Raw genomic sequence first — 24,261 nt, 5'->3', positions numbered from 1 at the left:
ATGACTTCCGTTTCCCGTTCCACCGACATCGCCGACGACGGCCCGCAATTCGTGCGCGTCGCCGAACGCGAGCGCGCCGCCATCGCGTTCACGCTCGACGGTCGCCCCGCGAACGCGCTCGCCGGCGACACCGTGCTCACCGCGATCCTCGTCGCGCAGCGCCGCGTGCGCGTGAGCGAATTCAGCGGCACGCCGCGCGCGGGCTTCTGCCTGATCGGCGCGTGCCAGGACTGCTGGGTGCGCACCGAGGCCGGCGCACGCGTGCGCGCCTGCTCGACGCCGATCGCCGAAGGCATGCGGATCGTCACCGGCGCGCAGCACGCCCTCAACGGAGACGCATCGTGAGTGACGCACTGCGACCGGTGATCGTCGGCGCGGGGCCGGCCGGCGTGCGCGCGGCCGAGGCGCTGGTCGACGCGGGGCTGCGCCCTGTCGTGATCGACGAGAACGCGCGCTGGGGCGGCCAGATCTACCGGCAGCCGCCGGTCGACGGCGCGTTCGCCCGCGGCAAGCGTGCGCTGTACGGCTTCGAGGCCGCGAAGGCGGACGCCGTGCACCGGACGATGGCCGCGCTGCTGCCACGAGTCGACTATCGGCCGAACACGCTCGCCTGGGCATGCGGCGCGGGCCGCGTCGACACGCTGCAGGACGGTCGCGAAACGACCGTGCCGTTCTCGCACCTGATCATCGCGAGCGGCGCGACCGATCGCATGCTGCCGGTGCCGGGCTGGACGCTTGCCGGCGTCTATACGCTCGGCGGCGCACAGGTCGCGCTGAAGTCGCAGGGCTGCGCGATCGGCAGTCGCATCGTGTTCGCGGGCACCGGGCCGTTGCTGTATCTCGTCGCTTACCAGTACGCGAAGGCCGGCGCGCAGGTCGCGGCGGTGCTCGACACGAGCCCGCTGCGCCGGCAGGCGGCCGCGACACCGGCGCTGCTGCGCATGCCGGCGACCTTCGCGAAGGGGCTGTATTACATCGGCTGGCTGCGCGCGCACGGCGTCGCGATCGAAACGGGCGTCACGCTCGAACGCGTACTCGGCGAGCGGCACGTCACCGGCCTCGCGTGGCGCGCGGCCGGTAGCGATGCGCCGCCGCGCCGGATCGACTGCGATGCGCTCGGCCTCGGCTTCGGGTTGCGTTCGGAAACGCAGCTTGCCGATCTCGCCGGCTGCCGGTTCCGTTTCGATCCGCTCAATCACGCATGGCTGCCGGAACGCGATGCGGCCGGTCGCACGTCGGTGCGCGGCCTCTACGTCGCGGGCGACGGCGCCGGCATCGCGGGGGCCGATGCGGCCGAGGCGTCCGGGCGACGCGCGGCACTCGCGCTGCTCGACGACGCGGGCATCGCGACGTCATCGTCATCGCCATTGCCGGCCGGCAAGCCCGATGCGGCCGCGCTGGACCGCACGCTCGCCCGGTTTGGCGCATTCCGCGCGGGCCTAGAGGCGGCGTTCGCGCCGCCGCCCGAGCTCCCCGCACGCTGCCCGGACGACACGATCGTGTGCCGCTGCGAGGAGATCGACGCGGGCACGCTGCGGCGCTGCATCCGCGACGGCGCGGCCACCGAGCTGAACCGGCTGAAGGCGCTGACGCGCGCCGGGATGGGCCGCTGCCAGGGCCGCATGTGCGGCGACGCGACCGCTCTCGTGCTGGCCGCCGAAACCGGCCGCCCGCTCGCGGACGTCGGTCGGTTGCGCGCGCAACCACCTGTGAAGCCGTTCCCGATCTCGGCCGCGCTCGCGGGCGACGACGTCGCGGCGATTCCCGACGAGGCGCGCGATGAGTGAACGCCGTCACTACGACGTCGCGATCGTCGGCGGCGGCCTCGTCGGCGCGTCGGCCGCGCTGGCGCTGGCGCGGCGCGGGCTGCGTGTCGCGCTGTTCGAGCGCCGCGACTGCGGCGCGCAGGCGAGCGGCGTGAACTACGGCGGCGTGCGCTGCCAGGGACGCCCGGCCGAGCAACTGCCGCTCGCGCTGCGCGCACGGCGCATCTGGGACCGCCTGCCCGAGCTGATCGGCATCGACGGCGAATTCGTCGTGTCGGGCCACTTGCGGCTCGCGCGCAGCGACGCCGATCTAGATGCGCTCGATGCGTATGCAACGGTCGCCGGCGAGCACGGGCTGCCGCTGCAGGTGATGCGCGGCGACGCGTTCCGCCGCCGCTACCCGTGGCTGGGCCGCGCGGCGCTCGGCGGCTCGCTGTGCGCGACCGACGGGCACGCGAACCCGCGCGTCGTGTCGCCCGCGTTCGCGCGTGCGGCCCGCGCGGCGGGCGCCGACGTGTTCGAGCACGCAGCGGTCGACGACGCCCGGCACGACGGCATGCGCTTTCACGTTCAGGGGGGCGGCCGCAGGTGCACGGCGACGTGGCTGATCAATTCGGCCGGCGCCTGGGCGAACACCATCGCCGAACGCTTCGGCGAAGCCGTGCCGATGGAACCGATCTATCCGAACATGTGGGTGACCGAGCCGCTGCCTCCGTTCATCACGCACAACCTCGGCGTGTACGGCGGCGGGGTGTACGCGCGGCAGGTCGCGCGCGGCAACTGCGTGATCGGCGGCGGACGCGGCCGCGGCGACGGCGAATTCGGCCAGCCGTCGGTCGACACGACGCGCGCGGTGATGCGCGACGCGTGCGCGCTGTTGCCCGCGCTGCGCGATGCGCTGCTGATCCGCACGTGGAGCGGCGTCGAAGGCTGCACGCCCGACCACAACCCGATCATCGGCGCGAGCCGCACGACGCCGAACCTGTTGCACGCGTTCGGCTTTTCCGGCGGCGGCTTCCTGCTCGCGCCGGGCGTCGGCGAGGTACTCGCCGAGCTCGTCACGACCGGCGAAACCGCCACGCCACTCGAAGCATTCTCGATCGGCCGCTTCGCGCCGCACACGCCGATCGCCCCTTTCCGTCAAGAGGAGACCCACAAGTGAAACTGTTCGGAACGATCGCGGCCGCCGCCGCCCTCTGCGTCGCCGGCGCCGCCGCGCCCGCGTTCGCGCAAACGAAGACGATCTACGTCGGCATGAACGGCGGGCCGATGGAAAAGGCCTATACGAGCCAGGTGCTGCCCGAGTTCGAGAAGGCGAACAACGTGAAGGTGGTCGTCGTGCCCGGCACGTCGTCGGACGTGCTCGCGAAACTGCTCGCGAACCGCAACAAGCCGCAGATCCACGTCGCGTTCCTCGACGACGGCGTGATGGCGCGCGCGGTCAGCCTCGGCGTGTGCCAGAAGCTCGACGATTCGCCGGTGCTCAAGGAGCTGTATCCGTTCGCGCGGATGAAGGACGACGTCGGCGCGGGCGTGCAGCTCGGGATGACCGGCATCGCGTACAACAAGAAACTGTTCGCGGAGAAAGGCTGGGCGCCGCCGACGTCGTGGATGGATTTCGCCGACCCGAAATACAAGGGCAAGGTCGTGTTCCAGTCCGCGTCGAGCAGCACGTTCGGGCTGCACGGCTTCCTCGCGATCAACCGGCTGCTCGGCGGCAGCGAACAGAACGTCGAGCCCGGCTTCACCAAGTGGGCGAGCACGGTCGGGCCGAACGTCGTCGAATACATCCCGAACTCGGCGAAGATCTCCGAGATGGTGCAGACCGGCGAGGCCGGCCTGTTCCCGCTGACGCCGACCGGTGTCGGCGACCTGCAGGACAAGGGCATTCCGGTCGCGTATGCGAACCCGAAGGAAGGCCCGGTGCTGCTGCTCGTCGACCTGTGCGTCGTCGCGAACAATCCGGATCCGCAGCTGGCTCAGAAGCTCGCGCAGTTCCTGCTGTCCGCGCCCGCGCAGACGAAGGCCGCCGAAGCCGGCAAGCAGATCCCGACCAACCGCCTCGCGAAGATGCCGGCCGCGATGCAGCAAAGCCTCGGCAACGTCGACGATCTCGTGCGCAAGGTGACGGTGGTCGACTGGGCGGCGATCAACGCGCGCCGCGCGCAGTGGGATACGCGCTGGAACCGGCAGATCGAGCGGTAACGGGCGACGACGTACGGGCGGCGTGGCGAATGCGGATGAAAGCGCAGAGGTCGCGCCATGTTCCTTTATCGCCCTCGGCTAGCGCTAGTCACTGCAAAGGCGCGACGACCTCCGGTTTGCGTCGCCACGTGGCAGGGTGTTGAGCGACGTGTCGCTGAGCGCTCTGCCACGCCGCCCGCCCTTGCCGCAATTTCCGGGTCAGCCTTCCTTCATCCACTCCGGCTCCACGTATTCCTTCACCCACATCCACTGGCCCGGCTCGAACAGGTTCGTGTACTGGTTTCGCTCCGCTTGCTCCCGAGGGGTCAGCGTGCGGACATCGGGGAATGTATGCCCCTTCCGGATCATATGAATATCCGAACTGGAAATCTTGGTGTATCCCTGCCAGATCCCCGTTTCAGGGCACAGCATGCCCGTACACAGATTCATCAGCCCGTATTTGTGGCGCTTTGCTTGTTGCTCTTCCAAGCGGCGCTGTTCGCGTTCCTCAGGCGTCAGGATTTTGTATGCTCGGCTTATTCTGACTTCATCAAGAAAGGGCGGAGTTGATCCGTCTGGCGGATTCACGTAAAATAGATCGACGTTCACAGGAAACTTGCTTCCTGAAATATCTTTTGATCGGTAGCGGAAAGATTGCAAGTTTGGCATCTTCGGATCGCGTACCATCATCTCGTTCCCGTATTCACGATTTCCTTCGCCATCAACCCAATAGTCCTCTAGGTGGAGGAGCGATTTGATTTCCGTGTCAGGCAGATTGGCAACCCTTGCCTCAACGACAATTCTTACCCCAGCCGGTACAATTTTCACCTTGTCGCGATCATCACTGTAGTCCTCCGGATCGTCGCCGGTGGAAAATTCAATCTTCGTCCCGCGCAGCGCACGATTTTTGTATTTATAAAGAAACCCTTTTGCCGGAGGGTGCGTCCACGTTGTGTAGTTTGTTCCGAAGACAATATGCTCAGGATCGTACGGCGCGTCATCGCGTAGGATCGCCATTGCTGTTTTAAGGATGGTGCGCAGCATGACACGCTGCTCTTCGTCGGTCGTCTGCATTTCAAATCCCTCCCCCAATGGCTTGAAGTGAAGCATCGTATTCTCCTGTGCATGTACCGGGGTTACGCACGAAAGCACGATCAGGACGGTCCCAATAGGCTTGCACCACTTCCGCACACGCATAAGCATCTTCTTCATGTAACTGGCTCCGGTAACCCTCTTTGAAACTCGCCATCTTGGCCGCCGTTTCTGGCGACACTCTCAACAGCTTGCACACCTCGGCCTGTGCAATCGGTACGTCTGGCTTCACATAGGATGCGCCCGTCTGATTTTGCAGATACGAAATCATCCAGTAATAGTGGAAAATCAACATGAGATGAAGTCCCGTGGTAACCCGCGCATCATCGGGAATTTTCGTCTTCTCTGAGACTTCAAAAATCTCCTTTGGAGAGTCAGCCTTATATACTTTTATTGCCTACGAGAAGATCACATAGTCGCCCGGATGTTGTTGAAGCAAGGCCATCATTTTCGGAAGCCGCTCCTGCCCTTGCCGCAATTTCCGGGTCAGCCTTCCTTCATCCACTCCGGCTCCACGTATTCCTTCACCCACATCCACTGGCCCGGCTCGAACAGGTTCGTGTACTGGTTTCGCTCCGCTTGCTCCCGAGGGGTCAGCGTGCGGACATCGGGGAATGTATGCCCCTTCCGGATCATATGAATATCCGAACTGGAAGTCTTGGTGTATCCCTGCCAGATCCCCGTTTCAGGGCACAGCATCCCAGTACACAGATTCATCAACCCGTATTTGTGGCGCTTTGCTTGTTGCTCTTCCAAGCGGCGCTGTTCGCGTTCTTGTGGCGTCAAAATCTCGTATGTGCGGCGTATCTCGACTATCCACAGTCGCTGCGGAAATGATCCATCCACCGGATTGATGTAACCAAGATCGACATCGATCGGAAATTTACTGCCTGGAATATCTTTTGAGCGGTAGCGAAAGGACTGCAAATTGGGGGCGTCGGGAGTGCGTCCCATTATTTCATTCCCATATTCACGATTCCCATCCCCGTCAACCCAATAGTCCTCTAGTTGGAGGAGCGATTTGATTTCCGTATCAGGCAGATTGGCAACCTTTGCGTCGAGGACAATTCTTACTCCAGCCGGAACAATTTTCACCTTATCGCGATCGTCACCGTAATCCTCCGGATCGTCGCCAGTGGAAAACTCAATCTTCGTACCCCGTAGTACACGATTTTTGTATTTATAAAGAAACCCTTTTGCCGGAGGGTGCGTCCACGTTGTGTAATTTTTTCCGAAGACAATATGTTCAGGATCGTATGGCGCGTCATCGCGTAGGATTGCCATTGCTGTTTTAAGGATGGTGCGCAGCATAACGCGCTGCTCTTCGTCGGTCGTCTGCATTTCAAACCCCTCCCCCAATGGCGTTATGTGAAGCATCGTATCCTCCTGTGCATGTACCGGGGTTACGCACGAAAGCACGATCAGGGCGGTCCCAATAGGCTTGCACCGCCTCCGCACACGCATAAGCATCTTCTTCATGTAACTGGCTCCGGTATCCAACTTCGAATCTCGCCATCTTGGCCGCCGTTTCTGGCGACACCCTCAACAGCTTGCACACCTCGGCCTGTGCAATTGGCACGTCGGGCTTCACATAGGCTCCGCCCGGTTGATTTTGTATGTACGAAATCATCCAGTAATAGTGAAATATCAACATGCGATGCAGCCCCGCCATCACACGCGCGTCATCTGGGATAATGGCTTTTTGGGCTGCGCTGAAGACGTCCTTGCGCGTGCTGTCCTTGTAAACTTTTGTTGCATGGGAAAACATTGCGTAATCGGCTGGATGTTGCCTAAATAGCGCCACCATCCAGAACGCCTGCTGGCAGTGTCGTGCTTCGTGATAAAGCATGTCCGCGAACGCCTTCAGCGTTCCATCCAAGGCAGTTGCATTGTTCGATGATGCATCGATCTTCGCAATTTCTTTCTCTTGGATAACTATTGCCCAGTACCTAGCGATAAATGACGCACTGACATCCGGACGCATGTTGTATTTGGCAGCCCCTTCCGTTGCGTTAACAATATCGATCTTGGGAGTCACGCCATTTGACTTCATCGGGTCACTTGAAGAACCTCTTGGCAATCCAAACGGCCCCGCCGCAAGAGCGGTATTCAATACATTGCCAACCGCAAGCGCGATACTTTCCTTTGCCTCGTCCGATATCTCGCGGCTCAATGCATTGACCTTGCCCCACTCGATCCCGGTGAGCGCCTTCTTGATCGCGGCTGTATAGGTCTTCGTCACCGGATACTCAACATCCCGGCGTATCGGCATGTCCGCACGCGCATCGCCCTGTTTAGCCCCGTCGATGAAGTGATGGAAGCGCAATCCGAAGTTGAGCGGGTCGCAGCTCGCGAACGCGGCCGGCTGACTCTCGGACGTAGCCCCCTGTTCCGGGGTGCTGACCTTCTTGCCCTTGATCGTTGTGGTGCGTTTGTCGGCGTTCGGCGCTTGGGCGGTGTAGGGCGTCGTGTTGTCGCGCACGATGGCGGCCCGGTTCACCGCAATCACCTTGTCCGGGTCGCTCGCCGCCAGCAGTTCCACCGTGCCGAACGCGATGTCGTGGCTCGTCACCACGTCCGTTTCGCCCAGTTCGTTGCTCACCCCCTCTATCACGCGGCCGTTGTCGAGCGTGACCCGGTACGGCTGGTTCGGCAGGGCAAACCCGCTGTCGTGCTCCAACAGCACAAAGTGCACGGCATACTGCCCCGGATTGTGGGGCGTGACCGGCAGCCGCATCAGTCGCACCCGCGCTTCGTCTGTCTGATGACTGCCTGCAAAGATCGTGTGCTCACCCGCTGTTCGCACCACATAGCCCTGATCGCTAATGCGCACTTCCGTACTACCGGCATGTAGCACGATTTCCTTCGCGGCGTGCAGATGGATACTGTCGGTCGTGCTCGTGATCTGGATTGCCTTTTTAGCGGTCACGTCGACACCATCGGTCTGCGCCTCGACGCGCACTTTCCCCGCGGCGGCAACGAGTGCCATGCCTGCCTTGTGCACAAACAGCGAGAACGCATTCGACACGCTCGCGAACAGCGAGCGCCCTACCGCAATTCCGACATGCCGGCCGCTCGTGACCGCCACGTCCTCGTTGCTCGCGATATGGGCGCTACGCCCGGCCGCCAGACTGATACCCGCCGGCCCCGCAAACACGATGTCGGCCTCCGTCAGTTCCGGGAAATCGTCCGGGCCGGCGGGCGTGTTGCCCCCGATCGCCTCGTTGCGCGCCTTGAGCGCAGAGGTCACGACGCTCTGGTCTGCGCCATGCTGTTGCGCGTCGTGCTGTTGCGCCAAATCCGTGAGGCTTTCCTGTAGCTTGCGCGCCTGCGTCAGCCGACCCACTGCCTCCTTGACGTCCTTCGCGTGACCGGGGCCGCCCGGTTGACCGTCCGTCGACACGAGCAAACCTTTCAAAGCCCGGACAACGCCCCAGTCGTCGGTACGAAGATCGAAGCCTTTGCCGCGCGCGTCGGCACGGCCCTTCTTTCGGGTAATACGCCGGATATTGCCGAGACTCAGTTGCGACGTGCCCGCGTCGCTGGCTATCTGCGTCTGGATTTGCTCCCGCGTATCGTCGATTGCTACGTGGCCGGATGCGGTGCCGTGGAATTCCTTGCCGCGCAGTACCGACAGCGCATGATTGTGCGGCAGGTCCAACGCAGGCTGGCGGAACGCGTTGACGGCACTGCCGATAATCACCGGTAAATCCGGATCACCGTAGTAGTGCGACACAGCGACCTCATGACCGATACGCGGCAGGAACGTCGCGCCCATGTCCACACCTTGCCACGGCGACAGCACGCGCAGCCAGATACCCGAATGCTCGTCGTGCCGGCCCTGCCGATCCCATTGAAACTGAACCTTGACCCGGCCGTATTGGTCCGTCCAGACTTCCTGTTCGGCGGGGCCGACGACGATGGCTTTCTCCGGCCCGCTCAGGACGGGCTTGCGGACGCTACGCTCCAGCCGGAACGGTTCGTTTGTCGGCAACAGTTCGAATTGCGCGTCAACGCGATAGGTCCGGGTGCCGCTGGTCCGTCCCGCGACTTCCTCAATGTCGAGCGTGCACGCTACAACGAGGTATTCACGGTTCGCTGCCTGCTGCGGATAGCCGGTCAACGTAAAGGTGTAGCCGACCGTGAGGCCGCGCAGATTGCCTTGGCCGTTCGCACGCCGCCCCGCGCAGCGCTGCGCTTCAAGCTGCACGCGCGCGAAGTGCTGCGCCTCCCGTTCCGTATCGTTCGGCTGGCCCGTCAGCCCTTGCGCGCCCGCGAGCGGCTGACTGTAATCGCCCCAACCGTAAATCTCGCCGTCTGCGCTTGCGGTCGGGCGAGGGTCTTCCGCCGTGGCGGCCAGATTGGCGCGCGGGCGGGTGTAGTCGTAGTCTGTCACGACTACGCGCCCCGGCGTCAGTCGGCTGGTCACGGACAGCGCGCGAATGTGTTCCTCATCAATACGCTGACCATCGGGCGGCAGATAACGCAGCATCTCATAGGCCGCGCCGTGCGGATGATGGCCGCCCATCGAGTCGCACAAGACCAGACGGTGATGGCCATCATCGTGCTCGAACCACCACCAGATCCCCCATTCCTCCCAGAGGCGTTGCAGGAACGCCCAGTCCGATTCAAACGCCTGTCGCTGCACGTCACGTTTCGGATAGGTGCCCCGGAATGCACCCAGGCGTTTATCGACGGGGTAGGGATATTTCGCGAGCACCGCGTCGGTGACTTCAACGACTGTCATATCCTGAAACAGGCGACAATCCTGCGTCAGGGTTGCGCGATAGAGCCACGGCCGTAGTTCGAGTTCGTAGAGGATCGAATCTCGATCCCTACCCGCGAGCCGTGCTGCTTCGACAAGCCCGGTGATTTCGCGCGTTCCCGCGCCGATGTTGCGGAGCCCGGCGCTCCCGGCCAGCCCGGGAATGAAATGCCCTTTGCCTTCGATCTGGATCGACACCGTCACTTCAGTACCGACCATCTTGTCCAGATCGAGATCGGCCGTGCGACTCGGCGAAACCGCATAAGCGCCGTCGGTGCGCAGCGTGACGAGGTAGCGGCATTCATCAAGACGGCCGATGGTTTCGGTGCCTTGCAAGCGCACTGGCACGAATACTGGTAGCGCGTCCATCCCATAGGTCGGCAATGCCGCGCCCGTGATGGACAGCGTGTGAGCCTGAGTAAACATCGCCATTTACGCGGCCCCCGTTGTTCGCTGACCGATGACGGTCGCGCCGCAACCAGTCTTGTCGCCGTGATACCCCACACGTCGACCGTGATGCGTACGCGGGCCACTCGCCAGTAACGGAAAAATACCGCCGCATTTCGGACAACGCACGCCATGGCCGTCAAGCGCCACACCGATTCCGAGATGTTTCAGGTCATTCGCGCATTCGACGACTTCGCCGCCGTGGTCGGTTTGGTCACCCAGGCGAACCATTTCATGGCCTTGTGCATTCTTCATCAGCGATCTCGCATATCACGTGGATCGAGATTGATAACGTGAAAATGCAGCGTCGCCTATGGGATGAATACGATTTTTCCGACTTTGACTTTCGTTAGGGAAACCACTTTTCGACGTGACCTTTCTTATAGTTGAAACAACGGATGCTGGAACTCAGGCTGTCTGAACGTTCGTGAACCGCTGACGGCATCCGCTTGTGTTTCCACGCAAACTCATTGCACGCTGTCTGAGCTGTTCCCCCGCCAAGGACAAATCAATCGACCGTCCACTACGCAGGTTGTACGCGTCCGAATCGTCCCCGGTGCCCCTTCTTGACCGTGAGGCAGGTACGTGGCCCACCCATCATCAGCGGGAGTGATGACACTCCCCTTTTTTTGTGGATTTGACCGGGGCGGCGGTGCCGACAACACTAGCCCGCAGTGCCGCATGCGCTCTCCAGAGACGGCACGCGTTCGTCCCCCTTCAGAGTCCGCCATGTACCCGACCGACACCGTGCAATCCCCGAGCGCCGCCCGGCCGCTCGCCGACCGGCAACTGCGCCGGATCGTCATCGCCTCCGTCGCCGGCAACGCGATGGAATGGTATGACTTTTTCGTCTACGGCACGGCCGCCGCGCTCGTGTTCGGCCACGTGTTCTTTCCGCCCGGCGCGTCGCCGCTCGCCGGCAGCCTCGCCGCGTTCGCGGCGTTCGCGCTCGGCTTCGTCGCGCGGCCGCTCGGCGGGATCGTGTTCGGCCATGTCGGCGACCGCTACGGGCGCAAGGCGTCGCTCGTGTGGACGCTGCTGATCATGGGCGCGTCGACGTTCGCGATCGGCCTGCTGCCGACCTACGCACAGGTCGGGCTGTGGGCGCCCGCGGCGCTCGTCGTGCTGCGGCTGCTGCAGGGCGTCGCGTCCGGCGGCGAATGGGGCGGCGGCGTGCTGATGATCAGCGAGAACGCACCGCCCGAGCAGCGCGGCTACTACGCGGCGTGGAGCCAGCTCGGCGTGGGCGGCGGCTTCGTGCTGTCGTCAGCCGCGTTCCTCGCCGCGCAGGCGCTGCCGGACGATGCGTTTCGCACGTGGGGCTGGCGGCTGCCGTTCCTCGCGAGCATCGCGATCTTCGCGATCGGCATCTATATCCGCCGCCACCTGCCGGAAAGCCGCGACTACGAGCAGGCCGCCAAGCGCGGCGCGCATACCCATTTGCCGATCGTCGAGTGCATCCGTCGTCATCCGAAGGAAATCCTGCTCGCGATGGGGCTGCGCGTCGCCGAAAACGGCGGCGCGTACATCTTCCTCGCGTTCTCGCTCGTCTACGGCAAATACGTCGGCATCCCGAACGGTGTGATGCTGACCGGCGTGATGATCGCGATGATCGTCGAAATGGGCGCGATGCTCGCGTGGGGCCGCCTGTCCGACCGGATCGGCCGCAAGCCCGTGTACCTGATCGGCGCGCTGAGCCTCGTCGCGTGCGCGTTTCCGTTCTTCTGGCTGCTCGACACGCGCGCGACGCCGCTCGTGTGGCTCGCGCTGACGATCGGCACGGCGGTGAGCCACGGCGCGATGATCGGCACGCTGCCCGCGCTGGTCGGCGAGCTGTTCAGCACCGAAGTGCGCTACTCAGGCGTCGCGCTCGGCCATGAAGTCGCATCGATCTTCGCCGGCGGAATGTCGCCGCTGATCGCGACCGCGCTGCTCGCGCGCTATCACGCGTCGTGGCCCGTATCGCTGTTCCTCATTGCGCTCGGCCTCGTGACCGTCGCGACGCTGTGCGTGATGCGCGAGACGCGCGGTACGCCCGGTGCCGGTATGCCCGCAGCCGGTACGCCCGCAGCCGGTATGCCCGCCGCCAGCACGCGCGGCGACGCGGCATGACCGCGCGGCCGCGCGCCGTGCGACGCTCAGGCCCCGGAATCGCGCCGTGCGGCATCGAACGCGGGCGCGAGCCCGAGGTGGTCGAGCAGGCGCGCGAACTCGCCGAGCCGTTGCTGCATGTAAGCCGGCACATCGACCTGCGCATAGTCGTGGAACCCGGTACCTGTGCGCACGCCGTCGCGCCCGGCCTCCATGTTGCGCACGACGCTCGCGGCCGGCGCGAAGCGCGGACCGATCTCGCCGGCGAGATACGTCGACGCGTAGTACAGGATGTCGCAGCCGCCCCAGTCGATGAACTCGAGCAGCCCGAGCACCGCGAAGCGCGGGCCGAAGCCGGTGCGGATCGCCGTGTCGATGTCCGCGGCGCTCGCGACGCCCTCCTCGACCATCCGCGCGGCCTCGTTCATCGCGAGCGCCTGGATTCGCGGCACGATGTAGCCGGGCGCCGGCCCGCAGATCACCGGCTTCTTGCCGACGCGCTCGAGCAGCGCGGCGAGCGCATCGACAATCGACTGATCCGTCACGTCGCTGCGGCTGATCTCGACGAGCGGCATCAGCAGCGCCGGGTTCAGCCAGTGCGCGTTCAGCATCCGCTCCGGGTGCGCGACATGGCGCTGCAACGTGGTGACGACGAACGTCGACGTCGTCGACGCGATGGTTGCACGCGCACCGACATGTTCTCCGATCCAGCGCAGCGCGTCAGCCTTCGCGTCGAGCACTTCCGGCAGCGCTTCGAACACGATTCCGGCGTCGCGCACCGCGTGCGCCGCGCCGTCGCGGTGAACCAGCGCGATGCGCGCGACGACGGCGTCGGCCTGCGCGCGATCGATGCGGCCGAGCGCGACCTGCGCATGCAGCGGCCGCAGGATCTCGCCGCGCGTGCGCTCCTCGAATGCACGCCACCCTTGCGCGTCGCGCGGCTTGAAGTCGATCAGCATCACGTCGAGGCCCGCGAATGCGAACACGAGCGCGATCCCCTGCCCCATGCGTCCCGCGCCGAGCACGTGCACGCGCGTCACGTCGAGGGCGGCCGTCATGCGGCGTACCCCGCATCGAGCAGCGCGCGCAGCGCGTCGCGCGACAGCGCGGCAAGACCCAAACCATCGAGCGTGCGCCCTTGCGCATACAGGTCGCGGCCGGTGACGGCCGACGCGACGCTCAGCAGCCCCTGCGCAACGGGCGTCGGCACGTTGGCCCAGCGCCCACACGACACGATGAAGGACAGCCCGAGCCGGGTGTCCTCGAGCATGTAGCGATGCGTGCGCAAATCGATCTTCTCGCGCCAGTCGCCGCTGTCGGTCAGCTTGCCGTGCGCGCCGCGCCCGTACATCCATTCGTCGCCGTCGGTCGCGTAGTGGTCCGCGAGCGGGAAATGCGGCGCGCGGTAGCCGAGCGCCTCGCGCACGGCGATGCGTTCGGCGTCGAGCGCGTTCGTCACGCGGCGGATCGACGGTTGCGTGCCCTCGTTGTGGATGTCCCACGCATCGAAGTGTTCGAGCGGCCCGGCGTTCATCAGGATCAGCGGCGGATGGATCACCGGGCCCGCGTTCATCAGCGCGCCGGACAGCGCGTCCTCGACCGGCTCGACCGACGGATAGCCGACGCGCAGCACGTCGAACGCCCAGCCGGCCGCGTTCGCGGGAAACACGCCGGTCGGCAGGCGCGTCGCGTATGCACTGATCACGACCGCGTTGTCGCCGTGCTTGCGCACCAGGTACGGCAACGTGCCCGTCTCGGCGTACGCGACGCGCGCACGGTTGCCGGCATCGGCCGCCGCGCGTGCGAACACGAAGCTGCCGAACGTGCCGGGCGGCAGGAACACGACCTGGCCGTCCTCGAGCAGCGGTGCGACCTGCGCGGCCAGCGCGTCGTGCGACACGGCCGGCAGCGGCACCACGACGAGCGGCGCGCCGCGCAGCGCGGCCGCGAGATCGTCGGTCAGCCGGATCGCGCCGGGCGCATCGCCGAGCGGCACCGCGCGCTCGCCGCGATAGTCGGTCACGTGCAACGCGCCGAGCTCGCGCAGCCGCGCATGCGGTTCGCGGTCGCGCCGCCACCACGTCACGTCGTGGCCCTTCTCGAACAGGTCGATCGCGGCCGCATGGCAGCCGTGGCCGCCGCCCAGTACACATACCTTCATCGTTTTCTCCCGGTGAGTGAGTGTTGCCGAGACTACGCGGCGGCGCGCAGCGCGTCGCTTCAAAACACGCAACGGCACGCCCGTTCGCGCAACGCAATCGCGGCGACGCGCATGACGCCGCACCCACGCATCCGACACGAGGCCACCGCATGGACATCGCCCTCTCCCGACATGCGCCGAACCGGCTCGGCACGCTGCATGCGCCCGACGAAGTCGAACGCGCGGTCGCGCACCGGCTCGGGCCGCACCGGATGGCCGCGCACGGCCGCGATCCGTTTCATGCGGAGCTGTACGAGGTGCCGCTGCATCATGGCGCGCTGCTCGAACTCTGCTACGGCCGCGAAACGCGCATCGATTTCGGCGACGATGCCGATCACTTCCTGTTCCGGCTGACGCTGTCGGGCGCGTGCGAGCTGCGGGCCGGCCAGCGGGTCGCGCGTGCGGGCCCGGGCGAGCTGACCGTGTCGTCGCCGGCGCTCGCGAGCCGCCTGAGCACGAGCCCGGATTGCCGCAACCTGGTGCTGCGGCTGGAGCGCGGCGCACTCGAGCGCAAGCTGCAGGACATGCTGCACGCGACGCTCACGCGGCCGCTGCAGTTCGAGCTCGCCGCGGGCGGCAACGGCGCGGGGGCCGCGCTCGTGCCGTCGACGTTCGAGTATCTGTGCCGGCTCGGCGCGCAGCCGGGCATCGGCACATCGGCGACGACGTTCGGCGCCGATCTCACCGCGTGGCTGATGTCGCTGCTCCTCACGCATCTGCCGCATTCGTACAGCGCCCCGTTGACGCGCGGCACGCCGCCGCTGCCGGCGCACGTGCGCCGCGCATGCGACCACGTCGACGCGCATCTCGGCGAACCGCTCGCGCTCGCCGCGCTGGCGGCCGTCGCGGGCGTCGCGCCGCGCACGCTGCAGCATGCGTTTCGCGCGTTCCTGAACACCACGCCGGCCGCCTACGTGCGCGAGCGTCGGCTTGCCGCGGTGCACGCCGCGCTGCAACGCGGCGACGCGCGCAGCGTGACCGACGTGCTGATCGCGCACGGCATTCATGGCTTCGGCCATTTCGCGAAGGCCTATGCGCGGCGTTACGGCCACGCGCCTTCCGTCACCGCGAGGCAAGCACCATGACGCACTCCGCCACTAGCCGGGCGCCGGCCTCGGCCCGCGCCGAACCTTCACCGCACGACGGCGACTCGCCCGACGGCCTGCGCGTGCAGGATCTCGATCTCAACTTGCTGAAGACGTTTCGTGCGGTGTACGAGGAGCGGCACGTCGGCCGCGCGGCACTGCGGCTCGGCGTCACGCAGCCGTCGGTCAGCTACGCGCTCGGCCGCTTGCGGCTGATGTTCCGCGACGCGCTGTTCGTGCGCACCGGCACCGGCGTCGAGCCGACGCCGCGCGCGCAGCGGCTCGCGATCTCGGTCGACAAGGCGCTCGCGATCCTGCAGGACGTGCTCGACGAAGGCTCTCGGTTCACGCCGGACAGCACGCAGCGCGTGTTCCGGCTGCACATGAGCGATTTCGCGGCGAGCGCCTTCCTGCCGACGCTGCTCGCGGCCTTCGACCGGCGCGCACCGGGCGCGGTGATCGAGACGCTGCACGTCGACGAATGCCAGCTCAACGTCGCGCTCGAATCGGGCCGCATCGATTTCGCGCTCGGGCATTTCGCGGATGCGTCGAGCCATTTCCAGCGCGCGGCGCTCCTGCACGAGCGCTGCGTGTTGCTGATGCCGCGCCGCACCGCGCAACGCGTCGCGCTGCCCGACGATTTCGTGCTCGACGGCAACGCGCCGGACACGCTGCGCTTCGTCGCCGTGACATCGCATCCGCAGTCGATGCAATTGCTCGAGCGGCACGGACTGATGCCGCGCGTACGGGCCGCGCTGCCCGACTTCATGGTGGTGCCGGCGCTGCTCGAACACGGCGATTACGCGCTGATCCTGCCGGAGACCGTCGCGATCACGTTCGCCGCGCGTCAGCCGTGCACGCTGTACGAGATCGCCGGGGCCGGCGAATGGGCCGTCAACGCGTACTGGCACCGGCGCTTCGATGCAGACCCGGGCCATCGCTGGCTGCGTGCGCTGCTGCTGGAGTTGTTCGATATCGGCCGGCAGCCGCCGTTCGACGCATGGCTCGCGCCGCACCCGCCCGCCTGCGCGTAGCGGCGCAGGCGGCCAGCGGCAACGCTCGGCGCTCAGAACGACGTGAGGATGCCCGCGACGATCGAGCTGGCGGTCGCGCCGGGTTTCGCGACCGCGACGCCGCCGCCCGCCGCGCCGTTCACGACGAAGCGCGCATGCGCGCCGTTGCGCACCATCGCCGCGCCCGTGTACAGCACCGTGCGCTTCGACAGCGGATAGTCGAAGCGGATGCCGTACGAATCGGCGTTGCCGTCGCTGTCCGCGACCTTCCGGTAGTGGCCGATGCTCAGCAGCAGCGACGCGCGGCCGATCGGCACCGTCGCGCTGAGCTCCATCGTGTCGCTGTGCGGATACGCACTCTGGCTGTCGATCGCGGCCCCGACGTCGGGGCCGCCGCGATGGCGCATGTACAGCGCGGCGATCTTCACGACGCTGAAGTCGTACGAGATCGCGCCGAGCGTGTAGTTGCCGTTCGCGGCCGTGCTCGTGGCACCGAGCGCGGATGCGGCGACCGGGCTGAACTTCTGCTGCATGTAGTCGACGTCGACCGACAATCCGCCGCGCGCGTAGTTGAGGCCCGCGCCGTACGTATCGCCGAGCGTCGCCGGCTGGCCGGTCGCGCCGTTGGTGCCGCGCGCGGCCATCGCGCGGAGCAGGAAGCCGGCGTAGCGCGGCGACGTGTAGCGCATCGAGTTGCGCACGCGCAGGAACGCGGGCCCGACGAAGTTGTTCGTCGCGTTGCCCCACGCGAGGCCTGCGCCGAGACCGGGCAGGCTGTACGTGACGAGCGTGGTGTGCAGGATCGTGTAGAGCTCGCCGAACTGCACGCCGCCGAACGGCCCGGTAATGCCGACCCACGCCTCGCGGCCGAACAGCGCGCTGCTGTTCGACAGCGCGCCGCTCGCCGCGTTGAAGCCGTCCTCGAGCTTGAAGATCGCCGCGTAGCCGCCGCCGAGATCCTCGACGCCCTTCAACCCCCACTGCGACGCCCACAGGTTGCCGCTGCCCATGCGCGTCACGTGGTTCGGCCCGGCGTTCGCGTATTCGATCGCGGTGTCGATGCGGCCGTAGAGCGTCACGCTCGATTGCGCGAGGGCCGGCAGCGACGCGCACGCCAGGAGCGCGGCAACCAGCGTGGCACGCGGTACGGCAAGCTGGTCGGCCCGCCCGTTCGGATGGTTCATCTTCGTCGTCCCGTAGTCATTCCGGCGCCGGTCGGCGTCGCGCCGCTCGATGTGAAACGCGTTCGCGATCTCGTGCGAACACTGCCGATCAAAACCGGGCCGAGTCTAGGAACGACAATTTCGGACGTCGACGCAATCCGCTCTATAACGCTTATAGATGCGCCGCATGATGCGCGCGCGCCCCGCCGCACGCGCGCTGCGCGCCGCCCCGCACCCACGGCCTCGGTGTTTTCTTTATCCGGGTCGGTAAAGGTCCGTGTGGCGCGGCTGTCACTCCGGCTATGGCGGCCGAATTTGGCCGACTACGCTGCGTCTCCGACACGTGTCACCCGCACGCTTTCGCGCCGCGACGGCGCCCGGCCCGCGAGGCCGGCGCCGCGTCTTTCCACCGCCCGCTCCTGGAGAATCCGCATGTCCGCACCTACGGCCCGCGCTGCCGACGGCAAGCGCTATACGTACGAATGGTATGTCGTCGTCGTCTGCATGCTCGCGTACGTCTTTTCGTTCGTCGACCGCCAGGTGCTCGTCCTGATGATCGAACCGATCAAGCGCGACCTGCACCTGACCGACACGCAGTTCAGCCTGCTCAACGGCTTCGCGTTCTCGCTGTTCTACGCGGTGATGGGGCTGCCCGTCGCGTATCTCGCCGACCGCTACGCGCGCCCGCGCATCATCGCGCTCGGCATCGCGCTGTGGAGCGTCGCGACCGCCGCGTGCGGGCTCAGCCAGCATTTCGTGCAGATGTTCGTCGCACGCATGGGGGTCGGCGTCGGCGAGGCCGCGCTGTCGCCCGGCGCGTATTCGATGCTCGCCGACTACTTCCCGAAGGAGAAGCTCGGCCGCGCGATCGCCGTGTATTCGCTCGGCTCGTTCATCGGCGGCGGCGTCGCGTTCCTGATCGGCGGCTACGTGATCGCGCTGCTCAAGCATGCGAGCGCGTTCACGCTGCCGCTCGTCGGGCAGGTGCACGCGTGGCAGGTCACGTTCCTGATCGTCGGGCTGCCGGGGATTCTCGTCGCGCTGCTGTTCGCCGCGACCGTGCGCGACCCGCAGCGCAAGGGGCTCGCGCAGGATCGCTCGGGCGCCGTGCGGCGCGTGTCGATGCGCGATTCGCTGCGCTTCGTCGGCACGCATCGCGCGACCTTCACGTGCCACTACCTCGGCTTCTCGTTCTACGCGATGACGCTGTACTGCCTGCTGAGCTGGACGCCCGCGTTCTATATCCGCCACTTCGGGATGACGGCCGTCGAAGCCGGCTACACGCTCGGCATCGTGCTGCTGGTCGCGAACACGGCCGGCGTGTTCTGCGGCGGCTGGCTCAACGACTGGCTGCTGCGCCGCGGACGCAGTGATGCGCCGATGCGTGCGGGCGCGATCGGCGCCGCGTGCATGGTCATTCCCGAGACGCTGTTCACGCAGCTCGACAGCCTGCCGGCGTCGCTCGCGATGCTCGTCGTCGCGATGTTCTTCGCGTCGTTCCCGATGCCGACGTCGACCGCCGCGATGCAGACGCTCGCGCCGAACCAGATGCGCGCGCAGATCTCAGCGCTGTTCCTGCTCGTGTCGAACCTGATCGCGCTCGGCATCGGCACGACCGTCGTCGCGCTGTTCACCGATCGCGTGTTCGGCGCGCCGGCGGCGGTCGGCCATTCGATGTCGATCGTCAACGTCGTCGCCGCCACGCTCGCCGCGCTGCTGCTCGCGGCCGGGTGCCGGCAGTACCGCCGCAGTCTCGAACGCGAGCGTGGCCATGCGGCCGCGTCGGCCAGCGTGGCCATCGACGGCGGCAACGCGGTCGCCGCACGCTGAGCGCGTGGCGATCGGGTCGCGGATCAATTATCCATCCCACTGATTCCGGCATCGCTTTTTTATCGATTTGATTTATGCGATGCCCATCCCTATTCTCGGCTGCATGACGGCGCGGTATCCGCCGCGCCGGTTTCTTCCTACCCCACGGAACACCCATGCAAGCGAACCGCCACCAGGTCCGGATCGATGCGCTGATCGACGCGGCGCAGGACATCCGCTGTTTCCGGGTCTCGCGTGTCGACGGCCAGCCGTTCGACGCGTACGAGCCGGGCGCCCATATCGACGTCACTGCGCCGTCCGGCGTCACGCGGCAGTATTCGCTGTGCGGCCGCCCCGACGAGCGCGGCAGCTATCTGTTCGCGGTGAAGAAGGAAGCGCGCTCGCGCGGCGGCTCGCGCTCGCTGCACGACGACGTGTGCGTCGGCGCCGAGCTGTCGATCGGCGCGCCGCGCAACCTGTTTCGTCTGACGGACGACGCAAGCGAACATGTGCTGATCGCGGCCGGGATCGGCATCACGCCGCTGCTGTCGATGGCGTATGCACTCGAGCAGCGCGGCGCGCGCTACCGGTTGCACTACTTCGCGCGCAGCCGGGAACACGCGGCCTTCGTCGACGAACTGTCGGCCGACCCGTTCGCCACGCACGTGACATTCCACTACGGCATCGAGCCCGATGCGCTGGCGGCCGAGCTCGGCCGCTGCGTCGAAGCGATCGATGCGCGCGCCCATGTGTACACGTGCGGCCCCGGCCCGTTCATGGATGCGGTCGTCGCGGCGGCGGCCACGCGGATTCCCGAGGATGCGATTCATCTCGAACGCTTCGCGGCGGAACCGGCCGCGGCCGATGCCGCCACGGATGCCGCGCCGGCCGAAGGCTTCGAAGTGCGGCTGCAGCGCAGCGGGCAATCGGTGCGCGTCGCGCCCGACACGTCGATCGTCGACGCGCTCGCGCGCATCGGCATCGAGGTCGACACGTCATGCGGCGAAGGCGTGTGCGGCACCTGCATGGTGCCGGTGCTCGACGGTGAGCCCGATCATCGCGACCACTGCCTCAGCAAGGCCGAGCGCGCGAGCAACACGGTGATCTGCTGCTGCGTGTCGCGTGCGCGCTCGGCGGTGCTCGTCCTCGATCTTTGATGCGATAACGCGACGATGCGCGGCTGCATCGCAACGGCCGCCCCCCCGCGCTCACGCCTCGTCGAAATGCTCGACGATCTCCGCAAGCAGCGCGCGCATCCACGCGATGCCCTCGTCCTCGTGAAAGTGCTCGTGCCAGTGCATCGTGACCGGCGCGGGCGGCAACGTCACCGGCAGGTCGTACAGCCGGAACGCGTTGCCGCGGTTCAGGATCCGCGCGAGCCGCCTCGGCAGCGTCGCATAGAGATCGGTGACCGACAGCACGCTCGGCAGCGCGACGAAGTGCGGCACTTCGAGCGCGATGTTGCGGCCCACGCCCTGCGCGCGCAATGCGTCGTCGAGCGCGTGGTGGCTGTGCTCGACCGATTTCACGTTGACGTGCGCGGCGCGCACGAACTGCTCGAGGCTCAGCGCCGCGCCGGCCGGCAACCCGCGCCGGCGGCCCGTCATGCACACGTAGGTTTCCTCGAACAGCACCTGGTGGCGCGTGCGCGGCATCAGCTCCGGCAGGTTGCCGATCGCGAAGTCCAGCCGGCTCGCGCGCAGCGCCTCCTCGATCTCCTCCACCGGCAGCGGCTGCACGCTCAGCGTCACGCGCGGCGCGCGCTCGCGCAGCGCCTGGCAGATCGCCGGCAGGTACGCCATCTCGCCCGCGTCCGACAGCGACAGCCGGAACGTGCGCGTGCTCGATGCCGGATCGAAACGCTCCGCATAGCGCAGCGCGGCGCGCACCATGTCGAGCGCCTTGCCGACGATCCCCGCGAGTTCGAGCGCGACCGGCGTGGGCTGCATCCCCGCGCGCGTGCGCACGAACAGCGGATCGTCGAACAGCGTGCGCAGCCGCCCGAGCGAATAGCTGACGGCCGGCTGCGACAATGCGAGCCGCTCGCCGGCCTTGGTCAGGCTGCGCTCCTCGACGATCGCCTGGAACACCCGCAACAGGTTCAGATCGAGGTGATCGACCGATGTCATCGTGACCTCCATCATTTGCCGTATTTATTTGATCAGCAATTTTAGATCAATTTGACGGATATGTAGCAGAAGCCGAGACTGGTCTCCCGACGCTGCGCACAGCGCGGCCCGACTTCGCGACTCTTTCCCCACGACGACGATGAGCGACATTCCCTACCAGACGATCGACACCCGCGCGTTGCACCGCTTCGCGCAACCCGACCGCATCGCGCCCGCGATGTATCACGACCCCGCGCTGTTCGAGGCCGAGCTCGACCGCATCTTCTACCGCACCTGGATCTGGGTCGCGCACGACAGCGAATTGCCGAACCCGGGCGACTTCATCACGACGACGATCGGGCGCCAGCCGGTGATCGTCGTGCGCGACAAGACCGGCGAAATCAACGTGCTGCAGAACCGCTGCCGCCATCGCGGCGCGACCGTGTGCGAATCGCACAAGGGCAACGCGAAGGGCTTCACGTGCCCGTATCACAGCTGGTCGTACGCGCTCGACGGCACGCTGCGCGCGCTGCCGTACGGCGACGGCTACGAAGGCGTATGCGAGAAAGGCGACCTGCCGCTCGTGAAGCTGCGCGTCGGCGTGTATCAAGGGCTGATCTTCGCGAGCTTCAACGACGACATCGAACCGCTCGAGGATTTCCTCGGCGGCGCGAAGCCGTGGATCGACCTGTTCATGAAGCAGGGCGCCGGCTACCCGATCAAGGCGAACGGCGAGCACAAGTTCAAATTCAAGGGCAACTGGAAGATCCAGCTGGAGAACACGACGGATCTCTATCACTTCCCGGTCGTGCACAAGTCGTGGATGAAGTCGATCGACGACGAGACGGCCGCCGCGATCACGAGCTTCATGACGAGCGAGCACGCGTTCTGTCGCGCGCTCGGCAACGGCCACAGCCTCGCGGTGCTGATGCCCGAGCTGATCGATCTCGACGAAGACGACGGCGCGCCGCTGCCCGAGCGCTTCGCGCCGCTCGCGGCGACGCTCGCCGAGCGCCACGCGCCCGATGAAGTGCGCCGCATCGTGCGCTCGCTGCTGGGCGTCGGCTTCAACCTGAACCTGTTTCCGAACCTCGCGCTGTCGATGGCGTTCTTCCGCGTGCTGCGGCCGATCTCCGCGAACGAAACCGAGATCCGCCACGTCGCGCTCGCGATGGACGGCGGCCCCGACGAAGCGAACCGCGAGCGGCTGCGCATCCACGAGCACTTTCAGGGCCCGTTCGGCTTCGGCAGCCCCGACGACGCGGAAGCGTGGGAGCGCGTGCAGCGCGGCGCGCATGCGGGCCCCGACGTGCCGATCCTCGTGAACCGCGGGCTGAACCGCGAGACGACCGCCGCGAACGGCGAAAAGACCGCGCATGCGACCGACGAGACCGGGATGCGCGAGGCCTACCAGCAATGGCGCAAGTTGATGGAGCAAGCATGATGGACGACCGCAACGCCCTTTTTTCGCAGCAGACCTTCGCCCGCGCGGTCGAATTCGTGTGGCGCGAAGCCGAGATGCTCGACCGCCGCGACTATCGCGCATGGCTCGACCTGTGGGATCCGGCCGGCCACTACGTGGTGCCGATCGATCCCGACGCCACCGATTTCGCGGCGACGCTGAACTACGTGTTCGACGACCAGGACATGCGCGAGAAGCGCGTGCAGCGGATGCTGTCCGGTTACTCGGCGTCGGCGACCGACGCGGCGCGCACGGTACGCACCGTGTCGCGCTTCACGCTGGAAAGCAGCAGCGCCGGCATCGTCGAGCTGAAATCCGCGCAGGTCGTCGTCGCGTACAAGCGCGGCGTCGCGACGCTGTTCGCGGCCGACGTCACGCATAAGCTGCACGTCGATGCCGAAGACGAGATGCGCATCGCCGAGAAGGTCGTGCGCCTGATCGACTCGACCGAAGCGCTCAGCGCGATCGGCTTCCTGCTGTAACGCGCGGCCGGTTCGCCGCCGCCTGCGCGATGGTGAGCCAGTCGCCTTCACCTGCAAGCGGCCACCGGTTCGCCATCGCCAGCGCAACGGTGAGCCGGTCACCTTCACCTGCAAACGGCCACCGGTTCGCCGCTGCAAGTGCAACGGTGAGCCGGTCACCTTCACCTTTCCCGACGACCATGCCCACACTCGAAGTATTCCTGCCGGCCGGCCACGACGACGCGCGCAAGGCCGAGCTGATCGCGCGACTGACCGGTGCGACCGTCGACGCGATCGGCGCACCGGTCGAATCGGTGCGCGTGCTGCTCACCGAATTGCCCGCGATCCATATCGGCCTCGGCGGGCGCACGGCCGCCGACGGCGCGCCGCCGTCGCTGCCGGTGATCGTCGCGATCCTGATCGCCGGGCGCACCGATGCGCAGAAACGCGCGCTGATCGCCGCGCTGTCGGACGCCGGCGCGAACGTGCTCGATGCGCCGTTGCAGGCGACGCGCGTGATCATCAAGGATATCCCGAACACCGACTTCGGGATCGGCGGCCAGACCGCGCGGGCATTGGGGCGCTGAATCGTGTGCCGCGCGTCGCAGCCCCGCC

The 24,261-nt window shown here is 66.5% G+C and carries 21 protein-coding genes; 12 read left to right on the top strand and 9 right to left on the bottom strand.

Going from position 1 to position 24,261, the window contains the following annotated elements:
• Genes BAMB_RS26825 through BAMB_RS26810 form a run of 4 tightly spaced genes read left to right on the top strand, consistent with a single transcriptional unit; the run spans nucleotide 1 to nucleotide 3,971 of the window.
• Nucleotides 1-345, top strand: coding sequence for a (2Fe-2S)-binding protein (locus BAMB_RS26825; RefSeq protein ID WP_011660291.1), 345 nt, complete (start codon nucleotides 1-3; stop codon nucleotides 343-345).
• Nucleotides 342-1,787, top strand: coding sequence for an FAD/NAD(P)-dependent oxidoreductase (locus BAMB_RS26820; protein ID WP_011660290.1), 1,446 nt, complete (start codon nucleotides 342-344; stop codon nucleotides 1,785-1,787). The genes BAMB_RS26825 and BAMB_RS26820 overlap by 4 nt, the downstream gene beginning before the upstream one ends.
• The gene (locus BAMB_RS26815; RefSeq protein ID WP_011660289.1) at nucleotides 1,780-2,928 is read left to right on the top strand and encodes an NAD(P)/FAD-dependent oxidoreductase; all 1,149 of its coding nucleotides are present in this window, start codon (nucleotides 1,780-1,782) and stop codon (nucleotides 2,926-2,928) included. Before BAMB_RS26820 ends, BAMB_RS26815 begins: the two co-directional genes overlap by 8 nt.
• Nucleotides 2,925-3,971: an ABC transporter substrate-binding protein gene (locus BAMB_RS26810; RefSeq protein WP_011660288.1), complete on the top strand. Its 1,047-nt coding sequence runs from the start codon at nucleotides 2,925-2,927 to the stop codon at nucleotides 3,969-3,971. Before BAMB_RS26815 ends, BAMB_RS26810 begins: the two co-directional genes overlap by 4 nt.
• Nucleotides 3,972-4,169: 198 nt before the next feature.
• Here the strand turns inward: BAMB_RS26810 and BAMB_RS26805 are convergent, their stop codons facing one another.
• The 5 genes from BAMB_RS26805 to BAMB_RS34525 form a co-directional block, all read right to left on the bottom strand.
• On the bottom strand, nucleotides 4,170-5,060 hold the full coding sequence (locus tag BAMB_RS26805) for a hypothetical protein (RefSeq protein WP_127456237.1): 891 nt from the start codon (nucleotides 5,058-5,060) through the stop codon (nucleotides 4,170-4,172).
• On the bottom strand, nucleotides 5,026-5,337 hold the full coding sequence (locus BAMB_RS34530; RefSeq protein WP_011660286.1) for a hypothetical protein: 312 nt from the start codon (nucleotides 5,335-5,337) through the stop codon (nucleotides 5,026-5,028). Before BAMB_RS34530 ends, BAMB_RS26805 begins: the two co-directional genes overlap by 35 nt.
• Before the next feature lie 191 nt (nucleotides 5,338-5,528).
• Nucleotides 5,529-6,383 (bottom strand): hypothetical protein, encoded by an 855-nt coding sequence (locus BAMB_RS26800; protein WP_011660285.1) that lies wholly within the window; start codon nucleotides 6,381-6,383, stop codon nucleotides 5,529-5,531.
• A gap of 1 nt (nucleotide 6,384) precedes the next feature.
• The gene (locus tag BAMB_RS26795; protein ID WP_011660284.1) at nucleotides 6,385-10,239 is read right to left on the bottom strand and encodes a type VI secretion system Vgr family protein; all 3,855 of its coding nucleotides are present in this window, start codon (nucleotides 10,237-10,239) and stop codon (nucleotides 6,385-6,387) included.
• A complete protein-coding gene (locus tag BAMB_RS34525) occupies nucleotides 10,240-10,509 on the bottom strand; it encodes a PAAR domain-containing protein (protein ID WP_011660283.1) in 270 nt (89 codons plus the stop codon). It abuts the gene before it with no gap.
• A 474-nt stretch (nucleotides 10,510-10,983) separates the two neighbouring features.
• Between BAMB_RS34525 and BAMB_RS26790 the strand changes: the two genes are divergently transcribed.
• Nucleotides 10,984-12,366, top strand: coding sequence for an MFS transporter (locus tag BAMB_RS26790; protein ID WP_011660282.1), 1,383 nt, complete (start codon nucleotides 10,984-10,986; stop codon nucleotides 12,364-12,366).
• Nucleotides 12,367-12,392: 26 nt separating this feature from the next.
• Here BAMB_RS26790 and BAMB_RS26785 read toward each other — a convergent pair whose 3' ends face one another.
• Together BAMB_RS26785 and BAMB_RS26780 are read right to left on the bottom strand one after the other, a co-directional pair.
• On the bottom strand, nucleotides 12,393-13,403 hold the full coding sequence (locus tag BAMB_RS26785) for a 3-hydroxybutyryl-CoA dehydrogenase (protein WP_011660281.1): 1,011 nt from the start codon (nucleotides 13,401-13,403) through the stop codon (nucleotides 12,393-12,395).
• Nucleotides 13,400-14,506: an NAD/NADP-dependent octopine/nopaline dehydrogenase family protein gene (locus tag BAMB_RS26780; RefSeq protein WP_011660280.1), complete on the bottom strand. Its 1,107-nt coding sequence runs from the start codon at nucleotides 14,504-14,506 to the stop codon at nucleotides 13,400-13,402. Before BAMB_RS26780 ends, BAMB_RS26785 begins: the two co-directional genes overlap by 4 nt.
• Nucleotides 14,507-14,655: 149 nt before the next feature.
• Here BAMB_RS26780 and BAMB_RS26775 point away from each other — a divergent pair, with 149 nt between their 5' ends.
• Both BAMB_RS26775 and BAMB_RS26770 read left to right on the top strand, forming a co-directional pair.
• Nucleotides 14,656-15,630 carry an AraC family transcriptional regulator gene (locus tag BAMB_RS26775; RefSeq protein ID WP_011660279.1) on the top strand — a complete coding sequence of 325 codons (975 nt, stop codon included), beginning with the start codon at nucleotides 14,656-14,658 and terminating at the stop codon, nucleotides 15,628-15,630.
• On the top strand, nucleotides 15,627-16,664 hold the full coding sequence (locus BAMB_RS26770) for a LysR family transcriptional regulator (RefSeq protein WP_011660278.1): 1,038 nt from the start codon (nucleotides 15,627-15,629) through the stop codon (nucleotides 16,662-16,664). The genes BAMB_RS26775 and BAMB_RS26770 overlap by 4 nt, the downstream gene beginning before the upstream one ends.
• 32 nt (nucleotides 16,665-16,696) lie before the next feature.
• Here the strand turns inward: BAMB_RS26770 and BAMB_RS26765 are convergent, their stop codons facing one another.
• Nucleotides 16,697-17,827 carry a porin gene (locus BAMB_RS26765; protein ID WP_011660277.1) on the bottom strand — a complete coding sequence of 377 codons (1,131 nt, stop codon included), beginning with the start codon at nucleotides 17,825-17,827 and terminating at the stop codon, nucleotides 16,697-16,699.
• 411 nt (nucleotides 17,828-18,238) lie between these two features.
• On the opposite strand from BAMB_RS26765, the gene BAMB_RS26760 reads away from it, so the two are divergent.
• Together BAMB_RS26760 and BAMB_RS26755 are read left to right on the top strand one after the other, a co-directional pair.
• Nucleotides 18,239-19,636, top strand: coding sequence for a spinster family MFS transporter (locus BAMB_RS26760; protein WP_011660276.1), 1,398 nt, complete (start codon nucleotides 18,239-18,241; stop codon nucleotides 19,634-19,636).
• A 155-nt stretch (nucleotides 19,637-19,791) separates the two neighbouring features.
• Complete coding sequence (locus BAMB_RS26755) at nucleotides 19,792-20,772, top strand: PDR/VanB family oxidoreductase (RefSeq protein WP_011660275.1); 981 nt, start codon at nucleotides 19,792-19,794, stop codon at nucleotides 20,770-20,772.
• Nucleotides 20,773-20,823: 51 nt separating this feature from the next.
• On the opposite strand, the gene BAMB_RS26750 is transcribed toward BAMB_RS26755, so the two are convergent.
• Nucleotides 20,824-21,744: a LysR family transcriptional regulator gene (locus BAMB_RS26750; RefSeq protein ID WP_011660274.1), complete on the bottom strand. Its 921-nt coding sequence runs from the start codon at nucleotides 21,742-21,744 to the stop codon at nucleotides 20,824-20,826.
• Between the two features lie 139 nt (nucleotides 21,745-21,883).
• Here BAMB_RS26750 and BAMB_RS26745 point away from each other — a divergent pair, with 139 nt between their 5' ends.
• The 3 genes from BAMB_RS26745 to BAMB_RS26735 all read left to right on the top strand — a co-directional run bounded on the left by BAMB_RS26745 (nucleotide 21,884) and on the right by BAMB_RS26735 (nucleotide 24,233).
• The gene (locus tag BAMB_RS26745; protein WP_011660273.1) at nucleotides 21,884-23,167 is read left to right on the top strand and encodes an aromatic ring-hydroxylating oxygenase subunit alpha; all 1,284 of its coding nucleotides are present in this window, start codon (nucleotides 21,884-21,886) and stop codon (nucleotides 23,165-23,167) included.
• Nucleotides 23,164-23,667: an aromatic-ring-hydroxylating dioxygenase subunit beta gene (locus BAMB_RS26740; protein ID WP_011660272.1), complete on the top strand. Its 504-nt coding sequence runs from the start codon at nucleotides 23,164-23,166 to the stop codon at nucleotides 23,665-23,667. The genes BAMB_RS26745 and BAMB_RS26740 overlap by 4 nt, the downstream gene beginning before the upstream one ends.
• 179 nt (nucleotides 23,668-23,846) lie before the next feature.
• Nucleotides 23,847-24,233, top strand: a complete 387-nt coding sequence (locus BAMB_RS26735) for a tautomerase family protein (protein WP_011660271.1) — start codon at nucleotides 23,847-23,849, stop codon at nucleotides 24,231-24,233.
• Nucleotides 24,234-24,261 lie beyond the last annotated feature (28 nt).

It is taken from the genome of Burkholderia ambifaria AMMD (assembly GCF_000203915.1).
Taxonomy (GTDB): domain Bacteria; phylum Pseudomonadota; class Gammaproteobacteria; order Burkholderiales; family Burkholderiaceae; genus Burkholderia; species Burkholderia ambifaria.
Note: the sequence above shows the minus strand (reverse complement) of the source record. Positions and strands in the feature narration are given on the sequence as shown.